Source organism: Pilosibacter sp. YYHA0881 (genome assembly GCF_051602715.1).
Classification (GTDB): Bacteria; Bacillota; Clostridia; order Lachnospirales; family Lachnospiraceae; genus Alitiscatomonas; species Alitiscatomonas aceti.
Map to the genome: position 1 here is coordinate 664,582 of NZ_CP175657.1, position 14,883 is coordinate 679,464.

General features: G+C 54.4%; 16 protein-coding genes. All 16 read right to left on the reverse strand.

Going from position 1 to position 14,883, the window contains the following annotated elements; all coding sequences use genetic code 11:
• Positions 1-9: 9 nt before the first annotated feature.
• Positions 10-1,455 carry a tRNA (N6-isopentenyl adenosine(37)-C2)-methylthiotransferase MiaB gene (miaB, locus tag ACI6NM_RS03225; protein WP_262427035.1) on the reverse strand — a complete coding sequence of 482 codons (1,446 nt, stop codon included), beginning with the start codon at positions 1,453-1,455 and terminating at the stop codon, positions 10-12.
• 68 nt (positions 1,456-1,523) lie between these two features.
• Entirely contained in the window at positions 1,524-2,048 is a 525-nt protein-coding gene (locus ACI6NM_RS03230) for a hypothetical protein (protein WP_262427034.1), read from the reverse strand.
• A gap of 192 nt (positions 2,049-2,240) precedes the next feature.
• Complete coding sequence (locus ACI6NM_RS03235; protein ID WP_158357001.1) at positions 2,241-3,485, reverse strand: glutamate-5-semialdehyde dehydrogenase; 1,245 nt, start codon at positions 3,483-3,485, stop codon at positions 2,241-2,243.
• 29 nt (positions 3,486-3,514) lie between these two features.
• Positions 3,515-4,120 carry a 5-formyltetrahydrofolate cyclo-ligase gene (locus ACI6NM_RS03240; protein WP_262427032.1) on the reverse strand — a complete coding sequence of 202 codons (606 nt, stop codon included), beginning with the start codon at positions 4,118-4,120 and terminating at the stop codon, positions 3,515-3,517.
• Positions 4,098-4,325: a DUF896 domain-containing protein gene (locus ACI6NM_RS03245; RefSeq protein ID WP_022273986.1), complete on the reverse strand. Its 228-nt coding sequence runs from the start codon at positions 4,323-4,325 to the stop codon at positions 4,098-4,100. Before ACI6NM_RS03245 ends, ACI6NM_RS03240 begins: the two co-directional genes overlap by 23 nt.
• An 84-nt stretch (positions 4,326-4,409) precedes the next feature.
• A complete protein-coding gene (gene proB, locus ACI6NM_RS03250) occupies positions 4,410-5,261 on the reverse strand; it encodes a glutamate 5-kinase (RefSeq protein WP_262427031.1) in 852 nt (283 codons plus the stop codon).
• A 56-nt stretch (positions 5,262-5,317) separates the two neighbouring features.
• On the reverse strand, positions 5,318-6,922 hold the full coding sequence (locus tag ACI6NM_RS03255; protein ID WP_262427030.1) for an NAD(P)/FAD-dependent oxidoreductase: 1,605 nt from the start codon (positions 6,920-6,922) through the stop codon (positions 5,318-5,320).
• A gap of 6 nt (positions 6,923-6,928) precedes the next feature.
• On the reverse strand, positions 6,929-8,176 hold the full coding sequence (locus ACI6NM_RS03260; protein WP_262427029.1) for a BaiN/RdsA family NAD(P)/FAD-dependent oxidoreductase: 1,248 nt from the start codon (positions 8,174-8,176) through the stop codon (positions 6,929-6,931).
• 74 nt (positions 8,177-8,250) lie between these two features.
• Complete coding sequence (locus ACI6NM_RS03265) at positions 8,251-8,658, reverse strand: hypothetical protein (protein ID WP_022273982.1); 408 nt, start codon at positions 8,656-8,658, stop codon at positions 8,251-8,253.
• 83 nt (positions 8,659-8,741) lie between these two features.
• A complete protein-coding gene (locus ACI6NM_RS03270; protein WP_330599896.1) occupies positions 8,742-10,451 on the reverse strand; it encodes a putative polysaccharide biosynthesis protein in 1,710 nt (569 codons plus the stop codon).
• Complete coding sequence (locus tag ACI6NM_RS03275; RefSeq protein ID WP_158356904.1) at positions 10,441-11,568, reverse strand: DUF3048 domain-containing protein; 1,128 nt, start codon at positions 11,566-11,568, stop codon at positions 10,441-10,443. Before ACI6NM_RS03275 ends, ACI6NM_RS03270 begins: the two co-directional genes overlap by 11 nt.
• Complete coding sequence (ybeY, locus tag ACI6NM_RS03280; RefSeq protein WP_022273979.1) at positions 11,565-12,062, reverse strand: rRNA maturation RNase YbeY; 498 nt, start codon at positions 12,060-12,062, stop codon at positions 11,565-11,567. The genes ACI6NM_RS03275 and ybeY overlap by 4 nt, the downstream gene beginning before the upstream one ends.
• The gene (locus tag ACI6NM_RS03285) at positions 12,040-13,065 is read right to left on the reverse strand and encodes a PhoH family protein (protein WP_022273978.1); all 1,026 of its coding nucleotides are present in this window, start codon (positions 13,063-13,065) and stop codon (positions 12,040-12,042) included. Before ACI6NM_RS03285 ends, ybeY begins: the two co-directional genes overlap by 23 nt.
• Positions 13,052-14,287, reverse strand: a complete 1,236-nt coding sequence (locus ACI6NM_RS03290) for a sporulation protein YqfD (RefSeq protein WP_158356905.1) — start codon at positions 14,285-14,287, stop codon at positions 13,052-13,054. Before ACI6NM_RS03290 ends, ACI6NM_RS03285 begins: the two co-directional genes overlap by 14 nt.
• Positions 14,288-14,293: 6 nt before the next feature.
• Positions 14,294-14,572, reverse strand: a complete 279-nt coding sequence (locus tag ACI6NM_RS03295; RefSeq protein WP_252207865.1) for a YabP/YqfC family sporulation protein — start codon at positions 14,570-14,572, stop codon at positions 14,294-14,296.
• Positions 14,573-14,681: 109 nt separating this feature from the next.
• Positions 14,682-14,858, reverse strand: a complete 177-nt coding sequence (gene rpsU / locus ACI6NM_RS03300; RefSeq protein ID WP_003504099.1) for a 30S ribosomal protein S21 — start codon at positions 14,856-14,858, stop codon at positions 14,682-14,684.
• Positions 14,859-14,883 lie beyond the last annotated feature (25 nt).

The following is a 14,883-nucleotide window of genomic DNA, read 5'->3' on the forward strand; positions in this document are numbered from 1 at the left end:
TCTTACCTCTTATCTCTTTGTTCCCATGAAGTAAAAGCCCCTGGCCTCATCCAGCGACACGTCCACGATCTGTCCGATCAGGGAAGCGTCTCCCTGGAAGTGGACCACCGTGTTGTTGGAAAGACGGCCGGTAACATAGCCCGGTTCATGGGTATCCATTTCCTCCACAAGCACCTTCTGGACCGTTCCCTCATCCCGCATTACCACCTGGGCGGCAATGTCCTGGACCTCCTTTAAAAGCCGGTCAAACCGGTCCTTCACCACGTCCTCCGGGACCTGGTCTTCCATGGCTGCTGCCGGCGTCCCGGTCCGTTTGGAGTAAATGAACGTAAAGGCACTGTCGTAGCGCACCCGTCTCACCACATCCAGGGTCTCCTGGAAATCCTCCTCAGTCTCTCCCGGGAAGCCCACGATGATATCTGTGGTCAGGGAGATATCCGGCACGGCAGCCCTAAGCTTATCCACCAGTTCCAGGTACTGCTCCTTGGTATATTTCCGGTTCATCTGCTTTAAGATCCGGCTGCTGCCCGACTGGACAGGAAGATGAAGATGTTTACAGATCTTTCTGGAATTTTTCATCACTTCAATCAGTTCATCCGAAAGATCCTTGGGATGGGAAGTCATGAACCGGATCCGCTCCAGTCCGTCGATCTGCTCCACCCGCCGCAGAAGCTCCGCAAAGGTGATGGGCTCCTCCAATGTCTTTCCATAGGAATTGACGTTCTGCCCCAAAAGCATCACCTCCACCACGCCGTCTGCCACCAGGCCTTCGATCTCGTGGATGATGTCCTCCGGATTCCGGCTGCGCTCCCGGCCCCGCACATAGGGAACGATACAGTAGCTGCAGAAATTGTTGCAGCCGAACATGATGTTCACTCCGGATTTGAAGGGATACTTCCGCTCCACCGGCAGGTCCTCCACGATAGCGTCGGTGCCCTCCCAGATGTCCACCACCATCTTTTTTTCTGTCAGGCGGCGAAAGATCAGCTCCGCCAGCCTGAAAATATTGTGGGTCCCGAAAATAATATCCACATGGCGGTAGCTCTTCCTTATCTTCTCCACCACCTGGGGCTCCTGCATCATGCAGCCGCAGAGGGCAATGAGCATATCCGGATTTTTTCTTTTCAGACCGCCCAGATAGCCCAGACGGCCGTAAACCTTCAGATTGGCATTTTCTCTTACGGTACACGTATTATAAAGCACAAAATCAGAATTTTCATCCGCTCCCTGGACAAAGCCGGCTTCCTCCAGGATGCCTAAGAGCTTTTCCGAATCCCTGGCGTTCATCTGGCAACCGAAGGTCTGTATGAAGGCTGTGGGGCGGCGTCCCTTTTTCTGTTCAAATTCCCGGACCCAGTCCTGGCATTTTGCCATAAAATAATACTGGCGGGCAGGCTCCTCTGCGGGAGGCTCTCCGGCTATATCAATTTTATTTAGGTGAATTTCGTTATACATTTCTCTTGACTTTTTTCCCTTTCTAGCATACAATACATAAAAAGAAGCGGGTTTTTTACCGTACAGCTTTATGGCTCAAGCGGGGTGCTCGTTTCTTTTTTTATGTTTATAATATCATATAAATACAATTTTCTATTTTCAGAATGTCTTATGACCAGCTCTGCATGAAATACATTATACCGCAAAACATCATTATTTTCATCAAAAATCGGAATTGCAAATCTGGAATCATATCGATACCAGCCGTATTTCGCATTTTTATTATGTTTCCTTTCCAGTTTTTCCTGAAAGCGTCTATTCTCCGCAATTTCTATCATCTCTGGAATTCCCTGCGCGGCATTTGCTTTCGCCTTTGCCAATGCTCCTTTTAATTTTGCAGTATAATTTGAACCGGAATATTCATCAGGCAAATCACTGCCAATATAGATAATTTCTTTACTTCCTGCAATCTCTATGAATTCACCAACATATTGTTTTAAATACTGCTCAACTTCATCCCAATCTATATTTCGTTTTCCTTTAAATCGAATGTCATTCACAATAACGATCTGATTCCCTTTTACATCTTTGATAACACTTATGTTTCTTTCCATAATCCTCCCTTGTATCCTGTCTTACAATAGCATTTCAGAATCCTGTTTCCTCACATGTTCTGACAGCTGAAGGTCTGCATAAGGGCCGTAGGGCGGCATCCGGCTTTCTGCTCCATATAAAAACAAAAGCCGGACGTTCCCATATTATATATCAATGTACATGCAAAAGCAAACAGAAAAATCCCGTCCCGGCTATTTCCGGATCTGTCCGTTTCCGTAAATGATATATTTGGTGGAGGTCAGGGCCAGAAGTCCCATGGGTCCTCTGGCATGAAGCTTCTGGGTGCTGATGCCGATCTCTGCCCCAAAGCCGAACTCAAAGCCGTCGGTGAACCTGGTGGAGGCGTTCACATAGACCGCCGCCGCATCCACCTGGTCCAGGAACCTCTGGGCGTTTTCATAGCTCTCTGTCACTATGGTCTCCGAGTGGCCGGTGTTGTAGCGGTTGATATGGCGGATGGCCTCATCCACAGAATCCACGATCTTACAGGAAAGGATATAATCCAGGTATTCCTTTCCCCAGTCCTCCTCCGAAGCCGCCGCAAATTCCGGGACCACGGCCCGGGAGGCCTCGTCTCCCCGGATCTCCACCTGTTTTTCCTCCAGCTTCTCCTTTAAACGCGGGAGGAAGCGTTCTGCCGCGTCCCTGTGGACCAGCAGGGATTCACAGGCGTTGCAGACGCCGATGCGCTGGGTCTTAGCATTGAACACAATATCCAGGGCCATATCCAGGTCTGCGGACTCATCCACATATACATGGCAGTTTCCCGTTCCTGTCTCGATCACAGGCACTGTGCTGTTTTCCACCACACTCCGGATCAGCCCCGCTCCTCCTCTGGGGATCAGCACATCCAGGTATCCGTTGAGGCGCATGAATCCTGTGGCCGTCTCCCGGCTGGTATCGGTGATGAGCTGGACAGAGTCCTCGGGGATCCCGCATTTTTTCAGTCCGTCCCGGATACAGGAGACCATGGCACGGTTGGAATTTATGGCGTCGCTGCCTCCCCTTAAGATCACGGCGTTCCCTGTCTTAAAACACAGGGCAAAGGCGTCGGCCGTCACATTGGGCCTGGCCTCGTAAATGATCCCCACAACGCCCAGAGGCACCCTCTTCTGGCCGATGAGAAGGCCGTTGGGCCGTTTTTTCATAGAAAGGACCTGGCCGATGGGATCCTCCAGATCTATGACCTGGGCCATGCCCGTGACGATCCCTTCGATGCGCTCCGGGGTGAGCAGCAGCCGGTCCAAAAGCCCCTGGGCCATGCCCTTTTCCCTGGCAAGACGAAGGTCCTCTTCATTGGCCCTTAAGATCTCCTCCCGGCGTCCTGAAAGCTCTGAGGCCGCCGCCCGGAGGCCTTCGTTCTTTCTCTGGGAGTCCATGGTCCCAAGTATGTATGAAGCGTCCTTTGCTCTCTGTCCGATCTCTTTTAAATCCATCATTTTTTCCTCGCTTTCCCTGCTGTCCGTTATTTCCCTCTGTGACGTCCGGAAAAAAAGATCTGCTCCGGCGTTATGACCATATCCACCGGCCGGTCGTGCTCTTCGCCCGGAAGCGTTTCCACCATCTGGAAGCCATAGGCCAGGGCCAAGGTCTCATGGTCCGGCTCCCGTTCCAGGAAGCAGTCATAATAGCCGCCTCCCTTTCCCAGCCGCCTTCCGTCCGGCGTAAAGGCCATGCCCGGCACCAGCACAGGCGCTGTTCTCCAGTCTGCCTTCGGACAATACCCGCCAGGCTCCAGAATATGGAAGGCACCTTCTTCCAGATCGTCCATGGACCGGATCTCAAAAAAAACCATCCACGGGCCTTTTTCCTGGCTGTTCTTCCCATCCATGACGACTCTGGGCAGGGCTACCCGCTTTCCCTCTCTTAAAAGTTTCTCCAGAAGCTTCCGGGTCCCTGTTTCCCAGGAAAGGGCCATATAGCCAAGGATCCGGTCCGCCCCGGAGATCTCCGGCCGGGAAAGGACACGGCGGCAGACCTCCCTGTCCCAGGCCGTCTTTTCCTCCGCAGATACAGCCTTTAAAAGGCCGCGCATCTGTTTTCTCAGATCAGCTTTCTGTGTGTCCCACATTTCCATACTTCTTTCCAAGATCTGTGATGGTCCCGTCCTTTTCCTTGATGGAGATATTATTTAAGCTTCCCCTTAAATTCCTCCGGACTGCCTCGATGTATTCCTTTCTGAGGGCTGCCTGCTCGTTCTTTTCTTCCTCTGTCAGTCCCACAGACTGGGATTTATGGTAAAGGGCATTGATTCTGTCGATCTTTTCTGCATCCATTCTGTTTTTCTCCTTCTATGATTGAATCCGTCCCGGGGCGGTCCTTCCTGTGATCCGGTCCCGCCTGCGGGCTCTGTTCTGGTGTTATGGGTGTACGCTCTCGATATAATCAAGGAGCGTGAAATCCGGACTCCTGTGGGCCGTGAACAGGGTCCCCACTTCCCTTCCCTCCAGGATATCCCAGATCACTCCCACATCATCTCCGTTGGCAATGACCATGTCTGTGCCGCTGCCGGCGGCGATCTTTGCCGCGTAGAGCTTTGCCGCCATGCCGCCGGTGCCCACATCACTTCCGGACGTGGATTTTCCCATGGACATGAGCGCGTCGGAAAGCTCGTCCACCTGGCTGATGAATTCCGCATCCGGATTCATCTTCGGATCATCGGAATAAAGGCCGTCGATATCTGAAAGAAGGACCAGAAGATCTGCGCCGATGAGGGCAGAAACAATGGCAGAAAGCCGGTCATTATCGCCAAATTTGATCTCATAAGTGGAAACCGTGTCGTTTTCATTGACCACCGGCACAGTTCCCAGCTTTAAAAGCTGGTCGAAGGTATTCCTGGCGTTTTCCCTGGAGGTATTGTCCACGGTGGTATTCTTTGTCATAAGGACCTGGGCCGCCGTCTGGTTATACTCAGAAAAGATCTTCTGGTATACCATCATGAGCCTGGCCTGGCCCACAGCCGCATAGGCCTGCTTTTCCGCCACCGTCTGCGGCTTCTGGCAGCCCAGGGCCTGACGGCCCGCTGCAATGGCTCCCGAGGACACCAGGACCACCTCTTTTCCCATGCCCCTCAGGTCGCTGATGACCCGGATCAGCCGCTCGATCTTAACAAGGTTCACGTCCCCGGTCTCTGGATGGGTCAGGGAGGAGGAGCCGATCTTTATGACGATCCTCTTTTTATTTTTCAGTTCTTCTCTTGCTGTCTTTTTCATGTTTCATCTCTCCAATCCCAGGATTTTCTGTAACCAGCCTCATATCCTTTTCCTGCTTATGCCGGGCAGTACCGGCGGATGATCTCTTCTGCCACCTTAAGGCCGTCCATGGCTGCCGACGTGATCCCTCCGGCGTACCCGGCCCCTTCTCCGCATGGGTAAAGCCCCTTGACGCTGCTCTCCAGGTTCTCGTCCCTTATGATCTTTAAGGGCGAGGAGGTGCGGCTTTCGATCCCCGCAAGAAGCGCATCGGACCGGTCAAAGCCCCGGATCTTTTTTCCGAACTGCTCCATTCCCTCTATAAATGCTGTATTGAGCGCCTCCGGCATCAGTTCCCGGAGATTGGAAAGGGCATAGCCGCCGCAGAACTGGGGCGCCACGTCTCCCAGGGCCTCCGATCTCCGGTCCTCCTTAAAGTCTCCATAAAGCTGCACCGGGATCCTTCCATTCCCCAGTAAAAACGCCTTTTCCTCCAGCCTCCGCTGGAACTCCACTCCGCCCAGGGCGCCGGGAACCGGGAAGTCCCCAGGAGTCACAGAAACGATGATGGCGCTGTTGGCGTTCTCTCCGTCCCGCCGGAAGTTGCTCATGCCGTTGACGGCCAGTCTTCCCTTTTCCGATGAGGCATTGACCACATAGCCGCCGGGACACATACAGAAGGAATAGACCCCGCGGCCGCTTTTTGTGCTGGCCGTCACCTTATAGGGAGCGGCTCCCAGCTCTCCCGCATCCTCCCTGCCGTATTGGGAGAGATTGATCATTTTCTGGGGATGCTGGACCCTTAGGCCCACGGCAAAGGCCTTGGGCTCCATAAGGACCTTCTGCTCCCACAGGGAGGAAAATAACGCCCTGGCGCTGTGGCCCACAGCCAGCACCACCGTCCGGCTTTGGATCCTTTCCCCTCCGGCCAGAAGGACGCCTCCGGTCCTTCCGTCTTCCATCAGGACCTGCTCCACCCGGCAGCCAAACCGCACCTCTCCTCCGGCGTCCTGGATCCGTTTCCGGATATTTTTCACCACCTCCCGGAGAACATCAGTCCCGATATGGGGGCGGCTGTCATACAGGATGGAACCGTCCGCCCCGGCCTCCACGAAGGTCTCCAGGACCTTTCCGTTCCTTCCGGACACATCCTTTACCAGCGTGTTCAGCTTTCCGTCAGAAAAGGTCCCGGCGCCGCCTTCCCCGAACTGGACGTTTGAGTGGAGGTCCAGGCTGTCATCCCCGTTCCTCCAGAACGCCTCCACCTTCTCTGCCCGCACCTCCACCGGATCTCCCTGTTCTAAAAGAAGGGGGGCAAAGCCGTTCTCCGCCAGGGCCAGGGCTGCAAAAAGCCCTGCCGGACCGGCTCCGATGATCACCGGACGGTCCTTTAAGACTTCCTTTCCATGGGCCGGATACCGGTACCGGGCTTCTGTTTCTATCTGGATGTTGCGGCTGTCCGCCTTTTTCACAGCCGTCTCTTCCTTTTTCTTTTCCGCAAGCTTTACATCCACGATGTAGCTGTACAGGATCCTGTCCTTTTTCCGGGCGTCGATGGAGCGGCGCACCACATCCACCCTCCGGATGGAGGTCTCCGGCACCTTTAAAAGCCTGGCCGCCTTTTTCTTAATGGCCCCCGGGCCATGGCCCACCTCCAGGGCCAGCTGATTGATTCGGATCATATGTAATTACTCCTTACCTGTGGCGCTGGCTCCGGCCGCATAGCCGCTGGACCAGGCCCACTGCAGATTATAGCCGCCGCAGATCCCGTCCACATCCAGGATCTCACCGGCAAAATAAAGTCCCGGCACCAGCCTGGATTCCATTGTACAGGGATCCACATCCTTTACACGGACTCCTCCCATGCATACCTGGGCCTTGTCGAAGGAATTGGCCGCCGTCACCTCCACCACGGTGCGCTTTATTAGTTCCGCCGCCGCCAGGAGCTTTTTATCTGAAAGCCTTCCAGCCATTTCCTCTCCCCGGATCCCGGCAGCCTTTAAAAACAGGGCCGCCAGCTTTTTATGGAAGATGCCGTTTAAAAAGCCCTCTGCCTTCCGGTCTGACAGATACATTCTCTGCTCCTTTAAAAGTAAGAAAAGCTCTTCATCCTTCAGGGATGGGAAAAAGTCCAGGACTGCAAGCACCCGCTTCTTCCGGTCCAGGGCCTCGGAGGCATACCGGCTCACCTGGAACACCGGGATCCCGGAGATCCCGTAATCCGTAAGCTGCAGCTCCCCCCGGTCGGAGGCCAGAAGATCTCCCAGCTCCCCATGCTTCCCGGCCGTATAAAGGCTCACCTCTGCCTCGGTGCGGACGCCGGCGATGGATCTGAAAAAATCTCCCCGGCATTTCAGCTGTACCAGAGCCGGAAGGGGCTTTACGATCTTGTGGCCCAGGGAAGCTGCCAGATCATAGCCGCTGCCGTCGGAGCCTGTGGACGGAGCCGCCTTGGAGCCTGCCGCCAGGATCAGGAAATCTCCCCGGAAAGCACCGCAGGAGGTCCGGACGCAGAAGCCTGTCCCGTCCCTCTCCACTGTTTCCGGTCTGCATTCCGTCACGATCCGGATCTCCAGGCTCTCTGCCTTTTCCCTCAAAGCGTCCAGCACCGTCTGGGCCTGGCCGGAGGCCGGGTAGACATACCCATTCCGGTCTGTGACCACCACGCCCAGACGGCGGAAAAAGGAGACCGTGTCTGCCGCAGAAAACCGTCCGATGGCCGTCATGGGGAAATCCGCGGTCCCGCAGCGGTAGCAGTCCGGTCTCATATCCAGGTTGGTCAGATTGCACTTTCCGTTTCCTGTGGAAAGGATCTTCTTTCCCACCCGGGGCATATGCTCCAGGATCGTCACCCCTGCACCGTTTTCTGCCGCCGTAATGGCCGCCATAAGTCCGGCGGCTCCGCCGCCGATGATGATCCCTTCTGGTCGTCCCATAGCTTCCTCCTTGCATGCCATTGCTGTAAAAATGTTATTCCTAGTATATCCACCCGGCGTTTAAATTGCAAGTCTTAACTGGTGTAAGATTCCAGATAGCTGAAAATTTCCGCCATGGTGGGAAACCAGATCCCCTCCATGAGCCTTTCCTGTTCCACCGGCGGAAAATCCGAAAGGGGCATATGGGTGAAAAGATTCACCGTTGCCAGGCTGTCGTCATAAACAATGAGATACCCCTCCTCCGCCACCAGGCAGAAGCTGTCCTTTACAGGCTCCGGCTCCACTGCCTCCTGGTTCAGCACCAGGTGGGCCATCTCCTCCTCTCCGCTGCCTTCCGCCAGGGCCGGCTGTTCCACGGATTCGGTCATCTGCACCTCTGCCGCCTGCTGTCTGGGCGGATCAATGGTAAGGACAAACAGGGACACCAGGCAGCCTGCCGTCAGCACCAAAAAGAAAAGAAAGCAGGATACATATTTTTTCATTGGAAATCACTCCTTCTGAAAACAGTATCTGCTTTCTTTCCCTGTTTTAAACAGCTTTTACGGATTTTCTGCCAAAGTTTGGCCTACATGAGCCGCAGCTTCCGGAACATCTGCAAAAGCCTGGTCCCGCCGGGCATCTGGTGCAGCTCGTCCTCGTCCAGGCAGCCAAGCTTCACCAGAAGGACTCCGTAGACCGCCACGGCAGCAGCCACGGCCCCCAGGGTGCAGACTGCGTTGCTCTGGATCCCCAGGTGTATGAGCTTATAGACGCCCACTGCTGCCGCACCCATGACCGCCGAAGCCGCAGCCGGCAGGAGGATGGTCTTTTTCACCTCCTGGCGGTAGCCCAGGATCTTCCGTATGGATCTGTGGTTTAAAAAGCACATGATCACTGCAAACAGGATATTGGCAAATACCATGGAGAAGATCCCCATATGGAACACCAGGACCATGACCTCCATGGCCGCCAGATGCAGGACCAGGGCAGTCAGGGCATGGACGATGGGCAGCCGCATCCGGTCGATGCCCTGTAAAATGGCATTGGTCACCGTGGACACAGAATAAAAGACCACAGCAATGGACCCGTACAGGGTCATCTGGACTGCCAGGTCATTATCGCCCGAGAATAAAAGGTTATTCACCGGCCCCGCCAGGACCGTAAGGCCCACGGCGGACGGAATGGCGATCAGGAGGGAAAACCGGATCGCAGCGGCCACCTTCTTTTTCACCATGCGCCGGTCCCCGGTGGCCACAGCCCGGGACACCGACGGGATCAGCGACGAGGACAGGGCATTGGAGACAGCCATGGGAACGTTGATCAGAAGATGGTATTTTCCCGTGTACACGCCCCACTGGGAGATAAACTCCTCCTCCATGCCCAGGCTCTTGAAATTATAGGCCAGGAGACCGTTGTCCAGGACGCTGTTGACATTATAAATGGCAGAGCTCACCACCACCGGGACCACTGTAAAAAATAAGATCTTAGTAATGGTCCCATAACTCTCCAGGGAGCCGGACCGGTCCCTGCGTACCTTCTTCCGGATGGTCCTCTGGTAAGCGGCAAACAGAAGCAGCAGGAACACCAGGGCCGTAAAAGCGCCTGCGCCTGTTCCGATAGTGCCTCCGGCAGCGCCCCAGGAATTGGAATAGCCGGAGCCGGACTCCCCCCTTAAGATCTCTACCTTTATGGCCTGGTTAAACAGCCAGCTTCCGGCGGCCACGCTGACAATGGCGTTTACGATCTGCTCAAAGACCTGGGACAGGGCCGTGGGAACCATGGTCCCCTGGCCCTGGTAATAGCCTCTGAACACGCCCAGATACGCCATGATCCAGACAGTGGGAGCCAGGGTCTTTAACGCAAAGGCCGCATAGGGCATAAAAAAAACTTCTCTTGCAAAGAAGTCGGCTCCGAACCAGATAACGGCCGCTGCCAGGGCTCCCACCACCGTGGCGTAGACCAGGGCTGCCCGCAGGATCCGGACAGAATTCCGGTACTGCTTCCTGGCCAGCCGGACGGATACCATCTTGGATACGGCCAGAGGAAGGCTGTAAGAGGACAGGAGCAGGGCAATGTTATACACGTTAAACGCAGTCCCGTAATAGCCCATTCCCTCGTCGCCAATGATGTTTATCATGGGGATCCGGTAGGCGATGCCGATGATCCTCACCACAATGGAGGCGATGGCCAGGATGCTGCCCTGGACCACAAAATTGGATTCTCCCCCCGTTTTCTCCGGCCGGGAGCCGGCCTTTTTCCGGCTGGCTCCCCGCTCTCTCATTTCTTTACTTTCCATAAATCTCAGCCTTATCATACCGGTCTGCACCAATGATGCAGATCCAGGTCTTTCCCTTGTTTAATGTGATCTCATTGCCGTCCAGGTCATAATACCGGGTCACACCAAATTCCCCGTCCTTTTTCCAGGTGATCTTCTGGTATTTCCCGTTGGTGAAATAGTATCCCTCACGGCCCTTATGTACATTGATATTCAGATAGGGAGTAGAGGCATAGTGGCCCCATTCCACATACTGGAAGATAATGTTTTTAACGGCAATGAGTCCCTCGTTTCCTTTATGATGGCTCCCATACTGGAACCGGTGGTACAGGCCGTCCGACTCCTGGTACTCAAACCAGGGCTTGTTCATGGGATAGCCGGGAACCACCTTGAATGCGTCGTCACTGTCCGGAACGATCTGCTCCTTTCCCCTGGCAAACTGGAAATGGCCCTCATAGGAATCCCCGTAGCCAGTGCGGTAGCCCAGCTTTTCAATGGCCTTATTGACCCGCTCTCCGCTGGTATAGGCGTTATGAGGCGCTTTCCGGTCCTTGGTACGGTAATAGGCCGTACCGCCGATGCCGTCCAGGCCATTGATATTGTCCACATTGTTCAGATATTTCTTTGCAAAGGTGCTCTGGCCGTAGTGGGCAAAAATAGCGTCGTACTCTCTGGCAAAATAGGTATAGCAGGTGCGGGCGCTCCGGACCGACCCGATCCGCTCCAGGCCGTCATAGTCCTCGATCAGGGCCATATAGCGGTTCATTTCCCCCTCCACCGGCACCTCATAGACCACTCCGGCCCGGTTGATGCCGTACTGGGGCAGGGACTCCTTATCGTTGCTCATCATCACCGCCAGAGGACGGCGGTTTCCGATGGCCACATCCACCATTTCCCCGGTGAGATAGCTCCGGATCTTTCCATCCACCTCAACGCGCTCCACCGGCTCCTCTGGTTCTGTCTCCGGCGGCTCCGTTTCCGGCTCAGTCTCCAGGACCACCACCCGGGTAGGTTCAGCCTCTGTCTCTGCCGCCGTGGTCACCGCTGCCTCCTCATATTTCTTTCCGCACCCGGAAAGAGTGGCCGCAAGAACGGCTGCCGCCAGCACCATGATCCCCTTTCTGCCATGCCTTCTCATCTCCTGTAACCCCTCCGTTCCAGAATCTCCCTCTGTTTTTCTTCCATATCCAGCCGTTCCTCATCCTCCATATGGTCATAGCCGCTTAAATGGAGCATGCTGTGGGCCACTAAAAAGGCCAGCTCCCTGGTCTCCGAATGGCCGAATTTTTCCGCCTGTTCCTTTACCTTTTCCACAGAGATCACGATATCCCCCAGCATCAGCTCTCCCGTATCCGGATTGAAATACTCCTCCGGTGTCTCCTCCAGCCCGTCAAAATCTCCTGGTGTCTCAAAGTCGCACATAGGAAAAGAAAGTACGTCTGTGGGACGGTCGATGCCCCGCATGTCCAGGTTGATCTGATGGATCCCCTCATTGTCCGTCAGGACCACGTTTACCTCCGCGTCGTAAGGGCACTCCACGTAGTCCAGGGCTTCCTCCACCACATTGCGGATGATCTCCTCATAAGGAACTTCCAGCCTCTCTTCGGCCTCATACTCGATGGTTACTGTCATTTCTTCCGTCCCTTCCGGCCTGGCGGTCCGGCTTTTTTGCGCCTTTGCCGCGGGCCTCATATTCATCATATGCTTTTACGATCTTCTGTACCAGCGGATGGCGCACCACGTCGTCGCTGGTGAAGTAGCAGATCCCGATATCGTCGATGTTCTTTAAGATCTTAAGAGCCGTATCCAGGCCTGAGACCGTTCCATAGGGAAGGTCCTTCTGGGACTGGTCGCCGGTGATGATGACCTTGGAGCCGAAGCCGATACGGGTCAGGAACATCTTCATCTGGGCCTGGGTGGTATTCTGGGCCTCGTCCAGGATGATGAACGCATTGTCCAGGGTGCGTCCCCTCATATAAGCCAGGGGAGCCACCTCGATCAGTCCCTTTTCCGCGTTGTGCAGATAGGACTCGGCGCCCATGATCTGATACAGGGCGTCGTACAGGGGCCGCAGATACGGATCGATCTTGCTCTGCAAGTCTCCCGGCAGGAAGCCCAGCTTCTCTCCGGCCTCGATGGCGGGCCTGGTAAGGATGATCCGGTTCACCTCTCCGTTCTTAAATGCCTGGATGGCCATGGACATGCCCAGATACGTTTTTCCCGTTCCCGCCGGGCCCACGCCGAACACGATCATCTTTTTCCGGATCAGGTCGATATACTGCTTCTGTCCCAGGGTCTTGGGCTTTACAGGCTTCCCGTTGATGGTGCGGCAGATGATATCCTTATCGATCTCCAAAAGGGCTTCATCCTTCCCCTCAAAGGAAAGGGCCAGGGCATAATCCACATTCTGCTCTCCCACCTCTTCTCCCCGTTTTGAAAGCTCGATGAGGGTGGAAAACACGCTTTTGGCCTTCTTCACCGCGTGGTCCGGGCCAATAATCTTGATCTCCCCGTCCCTGGCGATCATGGACACATGGAGCGTCCTTTCAATCTTTTTTAAGTAGCAGTCGAACTGTCCGCAGACCTTCCGCTCATGTTCCGCGGGAACGTCTATGATTGTCTCAATTAAACTCATTTACTGTCTGATTCTCCTCATGTTTTTCCGGTATGGGGACGGGCCCCGCAATGTCCTCGATCACGGTTACTGTCCCCTGGATCTTCCAGCCGGATTCACCTTTTTCTATTTTACCATCATTTGCAAGGATTTGTATACCTTTTTCCTGTAATTTTTCCATATATTCCTCCATATACCGGTCTTTTTCGGCAGAAACCTCCTCTTTTGTATAAGCCCGCTCATAGGGAACGTATTCCAGAGCCGTCACGAGCCCTCCGTATACCGGCAGACAGAAGTCCTCAAAAAGCCTAAGCTGCCTCTCCTCCATAAAAAATTCCCAGGAAGCATCCCCGTAGGCCGGCATCAGGAAATAAAAGGTCCTGCCAAAGATACTGAAAAATGCCCCGCGCCTGACCCTCCCCGTCCGGCTCTTTACCTCATAGGTAAGGGGAAGCTTCTTTTCCGTCTCATATACAGTCCTTGCATAGACCTCCGCGTCTGCCCGGATCTCATGGGAGCTGACCAGGTTCTCTGAATCATCGTAAATGGGGATCGTCCCGGCCACCAGAAGATCCCCGGCGGCCACCGGATCCCCGGCCCTCACCTTGAGAAGGCCGTTCCGGACCACGCACCGCTCGATAACGCCGTCCTTTTCAGCCGTCAGATCGCAGGGCGTCCGGTCTGGCTCCACAGGCGACAGCATGGCCTCGTTCTCCTTGATCCGCACTGTGAGCCTGGTCCCTTTGATCTCTGCCGATACCCAGGTGATCTCTGCAAACTGGTTTCTCAGGCTCTCCTCAAGTTCTTCACAGGAGACTGCGGATTTTCTCATGCCGCAGGCCACTGGCAGCGTCTCCATATAGTGCAGGAGCGTCTGGTCCGTGAACCTTAAGTTTCCCTCAAAGGAAATGTCCCATATAAAAAAGGACAGGCCGTACAGCAAAAGGAAGAAGCAGATGAATCCGGCAGCCAGTGGCTTCCGCTTTCTGTTCCGGAAAAGAAAAAAGGGAAGTCCGTACTTTTTCCTTAAAAAAAGGCGAACGCCGGCCTTTCTTGCCGCCGGCTTCATTTTTTTATAATCCTCGCCTGTGGTCCAGAACAGGACGTGTCCGTCCCGGTCTGTCCCGATCCCTGTTACAAAAAGCTCCCGGCGGGCCGCAATGTTAAAAAAACGCTCCCGGCCAAGACCTGTGATCTCCGCCTGCACCCCGCCCTTAAAAAAAAGACGCCTCTTTTCCCTCAAAGTCCGTCACCTCTCATCAAAGCCGATGGCATCTATATTCCCTGTGATCTCCATCTCATCCTTATCATAATAGCGGATCCGAAGGTTCCTTCCGTCGATGGAAAGCCTGTATTTTCCAGCCTGGATCTTTAAATATGTATCTGAGTATACCAGGATGCTCCTGTAATTCTCGATCCGGACCATGGACCGCCCCACAAAGGTCAGGATCGTCTCTCCCCGGCTGGCGTCCAGCGGAAGCCCCAGGGACTCTGCCAGCCCGTTCATTCCGTCTCGTTTCCTTTTCAAATCCTGTCCCCGCCTTTGGTGGATTCATGCTACTATATGCAGTTCCGGACAAAAAAAGAAGATATCCCTGTTACGGAATATCTTCTTCATTACGCGTTTCATTCAATGATTAGTTGTATTTACGCTTTCTTGCCGCTTCAGACTTTTTCTTACGTCTTACGCTGGGCTTTTCATAATGCTCTCTTTTACGGATCTCCTGCTGAATACCAGCCTTTGCGCAGTTTCTTTTGAATCTGCGTAAAGCGCTGTCCAGGCTCTCGTTATCTTTAACGATTACGTTTGACATAGCTCACACCTAACCTCCCTCCAGT

Bases quoted from the DNA above. Each gene is read 5' to 3' on its own strand.
- ACI6NM_RS03265 (WP_022273982.1), bottom strand. From the start codon at position 8,658: ATGAAAAAATATGTATCCTGCTTTCTTTTCTTTTTGGTGCTGACGGCA.
- rpsU (WP_003504099.1), bottom strand. From the start codon at position 14,858: ATGTCAAACGTAATCGTTAAAGATAACGAGAGCCTGGACAGCGCTTTA.
- ACI6NM_RS03270 (WP_330599896.1), bottom strand. From the start codon at position 10,451: ATGGAAAGTAAAGAAATGAGAGAGCGGGGAGCCAGCCGGAAAAAGGCC.
- ACI6NM_RS03240 (WP_262427032.1), bottom strand. From the start codon at position 4,120: ATGTGGGACACACAGAAAGCTGATCTGAGAAAACAGATGCGCGGCCTT.
- ACI6NM_RS03255 (WP_262427030.1), bottom strand. From the start codon at position 6,922: ATGATCCGAATCAATCAGCTGGCCCTGGAGGTGGGCCATGGCCCGGGG.
- ACI6NM_RS03260 (WP_262427029.1), bottom strand. From the start codon at position 8,176: ATGGGACGACCAGAAGGGATCATCATCGGCGGCGGAGCCGCCGGACTT.
- ACI6NM_RS03245 (WP_022273986.1), bottom strand. From the start codon at position 4,325: ATGGATGCAGAAAAGATCGACAGAATCAATGCCCTTTACCATAAATCC.
- miaB (WP_262427035.1), bottom strand. From the start codon at position 1,455: ATGTATAACGAAATTCACCTAAATAAAATTGATATAGCCGGAGAGCCT.
- ACI6NM_RS03235 (WP_158357001.1), bottom strand. From the start codon at position 3,485: ATGGATTTAAAAGAGATCGGACAGAGAGCAAAGGACGCTTCATACATA.
- proB (WP_262427031.1), bottom strand. From the start codon at position 5,261: ATGAAAAAGACAGCAAGAGAAGAACTGAAAAATAAAAAGAGGATCGTC.
- ACI6NM_RS03275 (WP_158356904.1), bottom strand. From the start codon at position 11,568: ATGAGAAGGCATGGCAGAAAGGGGATCATGGTGCTGGCGGCAGCCGTT.
- ACI6NM_RS03285 (WP_022273978.1), bottom strand. From the start codon at position 13,065: ATGAGTTTAATTGAGACAATCATAGACGTTCCCGCGGAACATGAGCGG.
- ACI6NM_RS03230 (WP_262427034.1), bottom strand. From the start codon at position 2,048: ATGGAAAGAAACATAAGTGTTATCAAAGATGTAAAAGGGAATCAGATC.
- ybeY (WP_022273979.1), bottom strand. From the start codon at position 12,062: ATGACAGTAACCATCGAGTATGAGGCCGAAGAGAGGCTGGAAGTTCCT.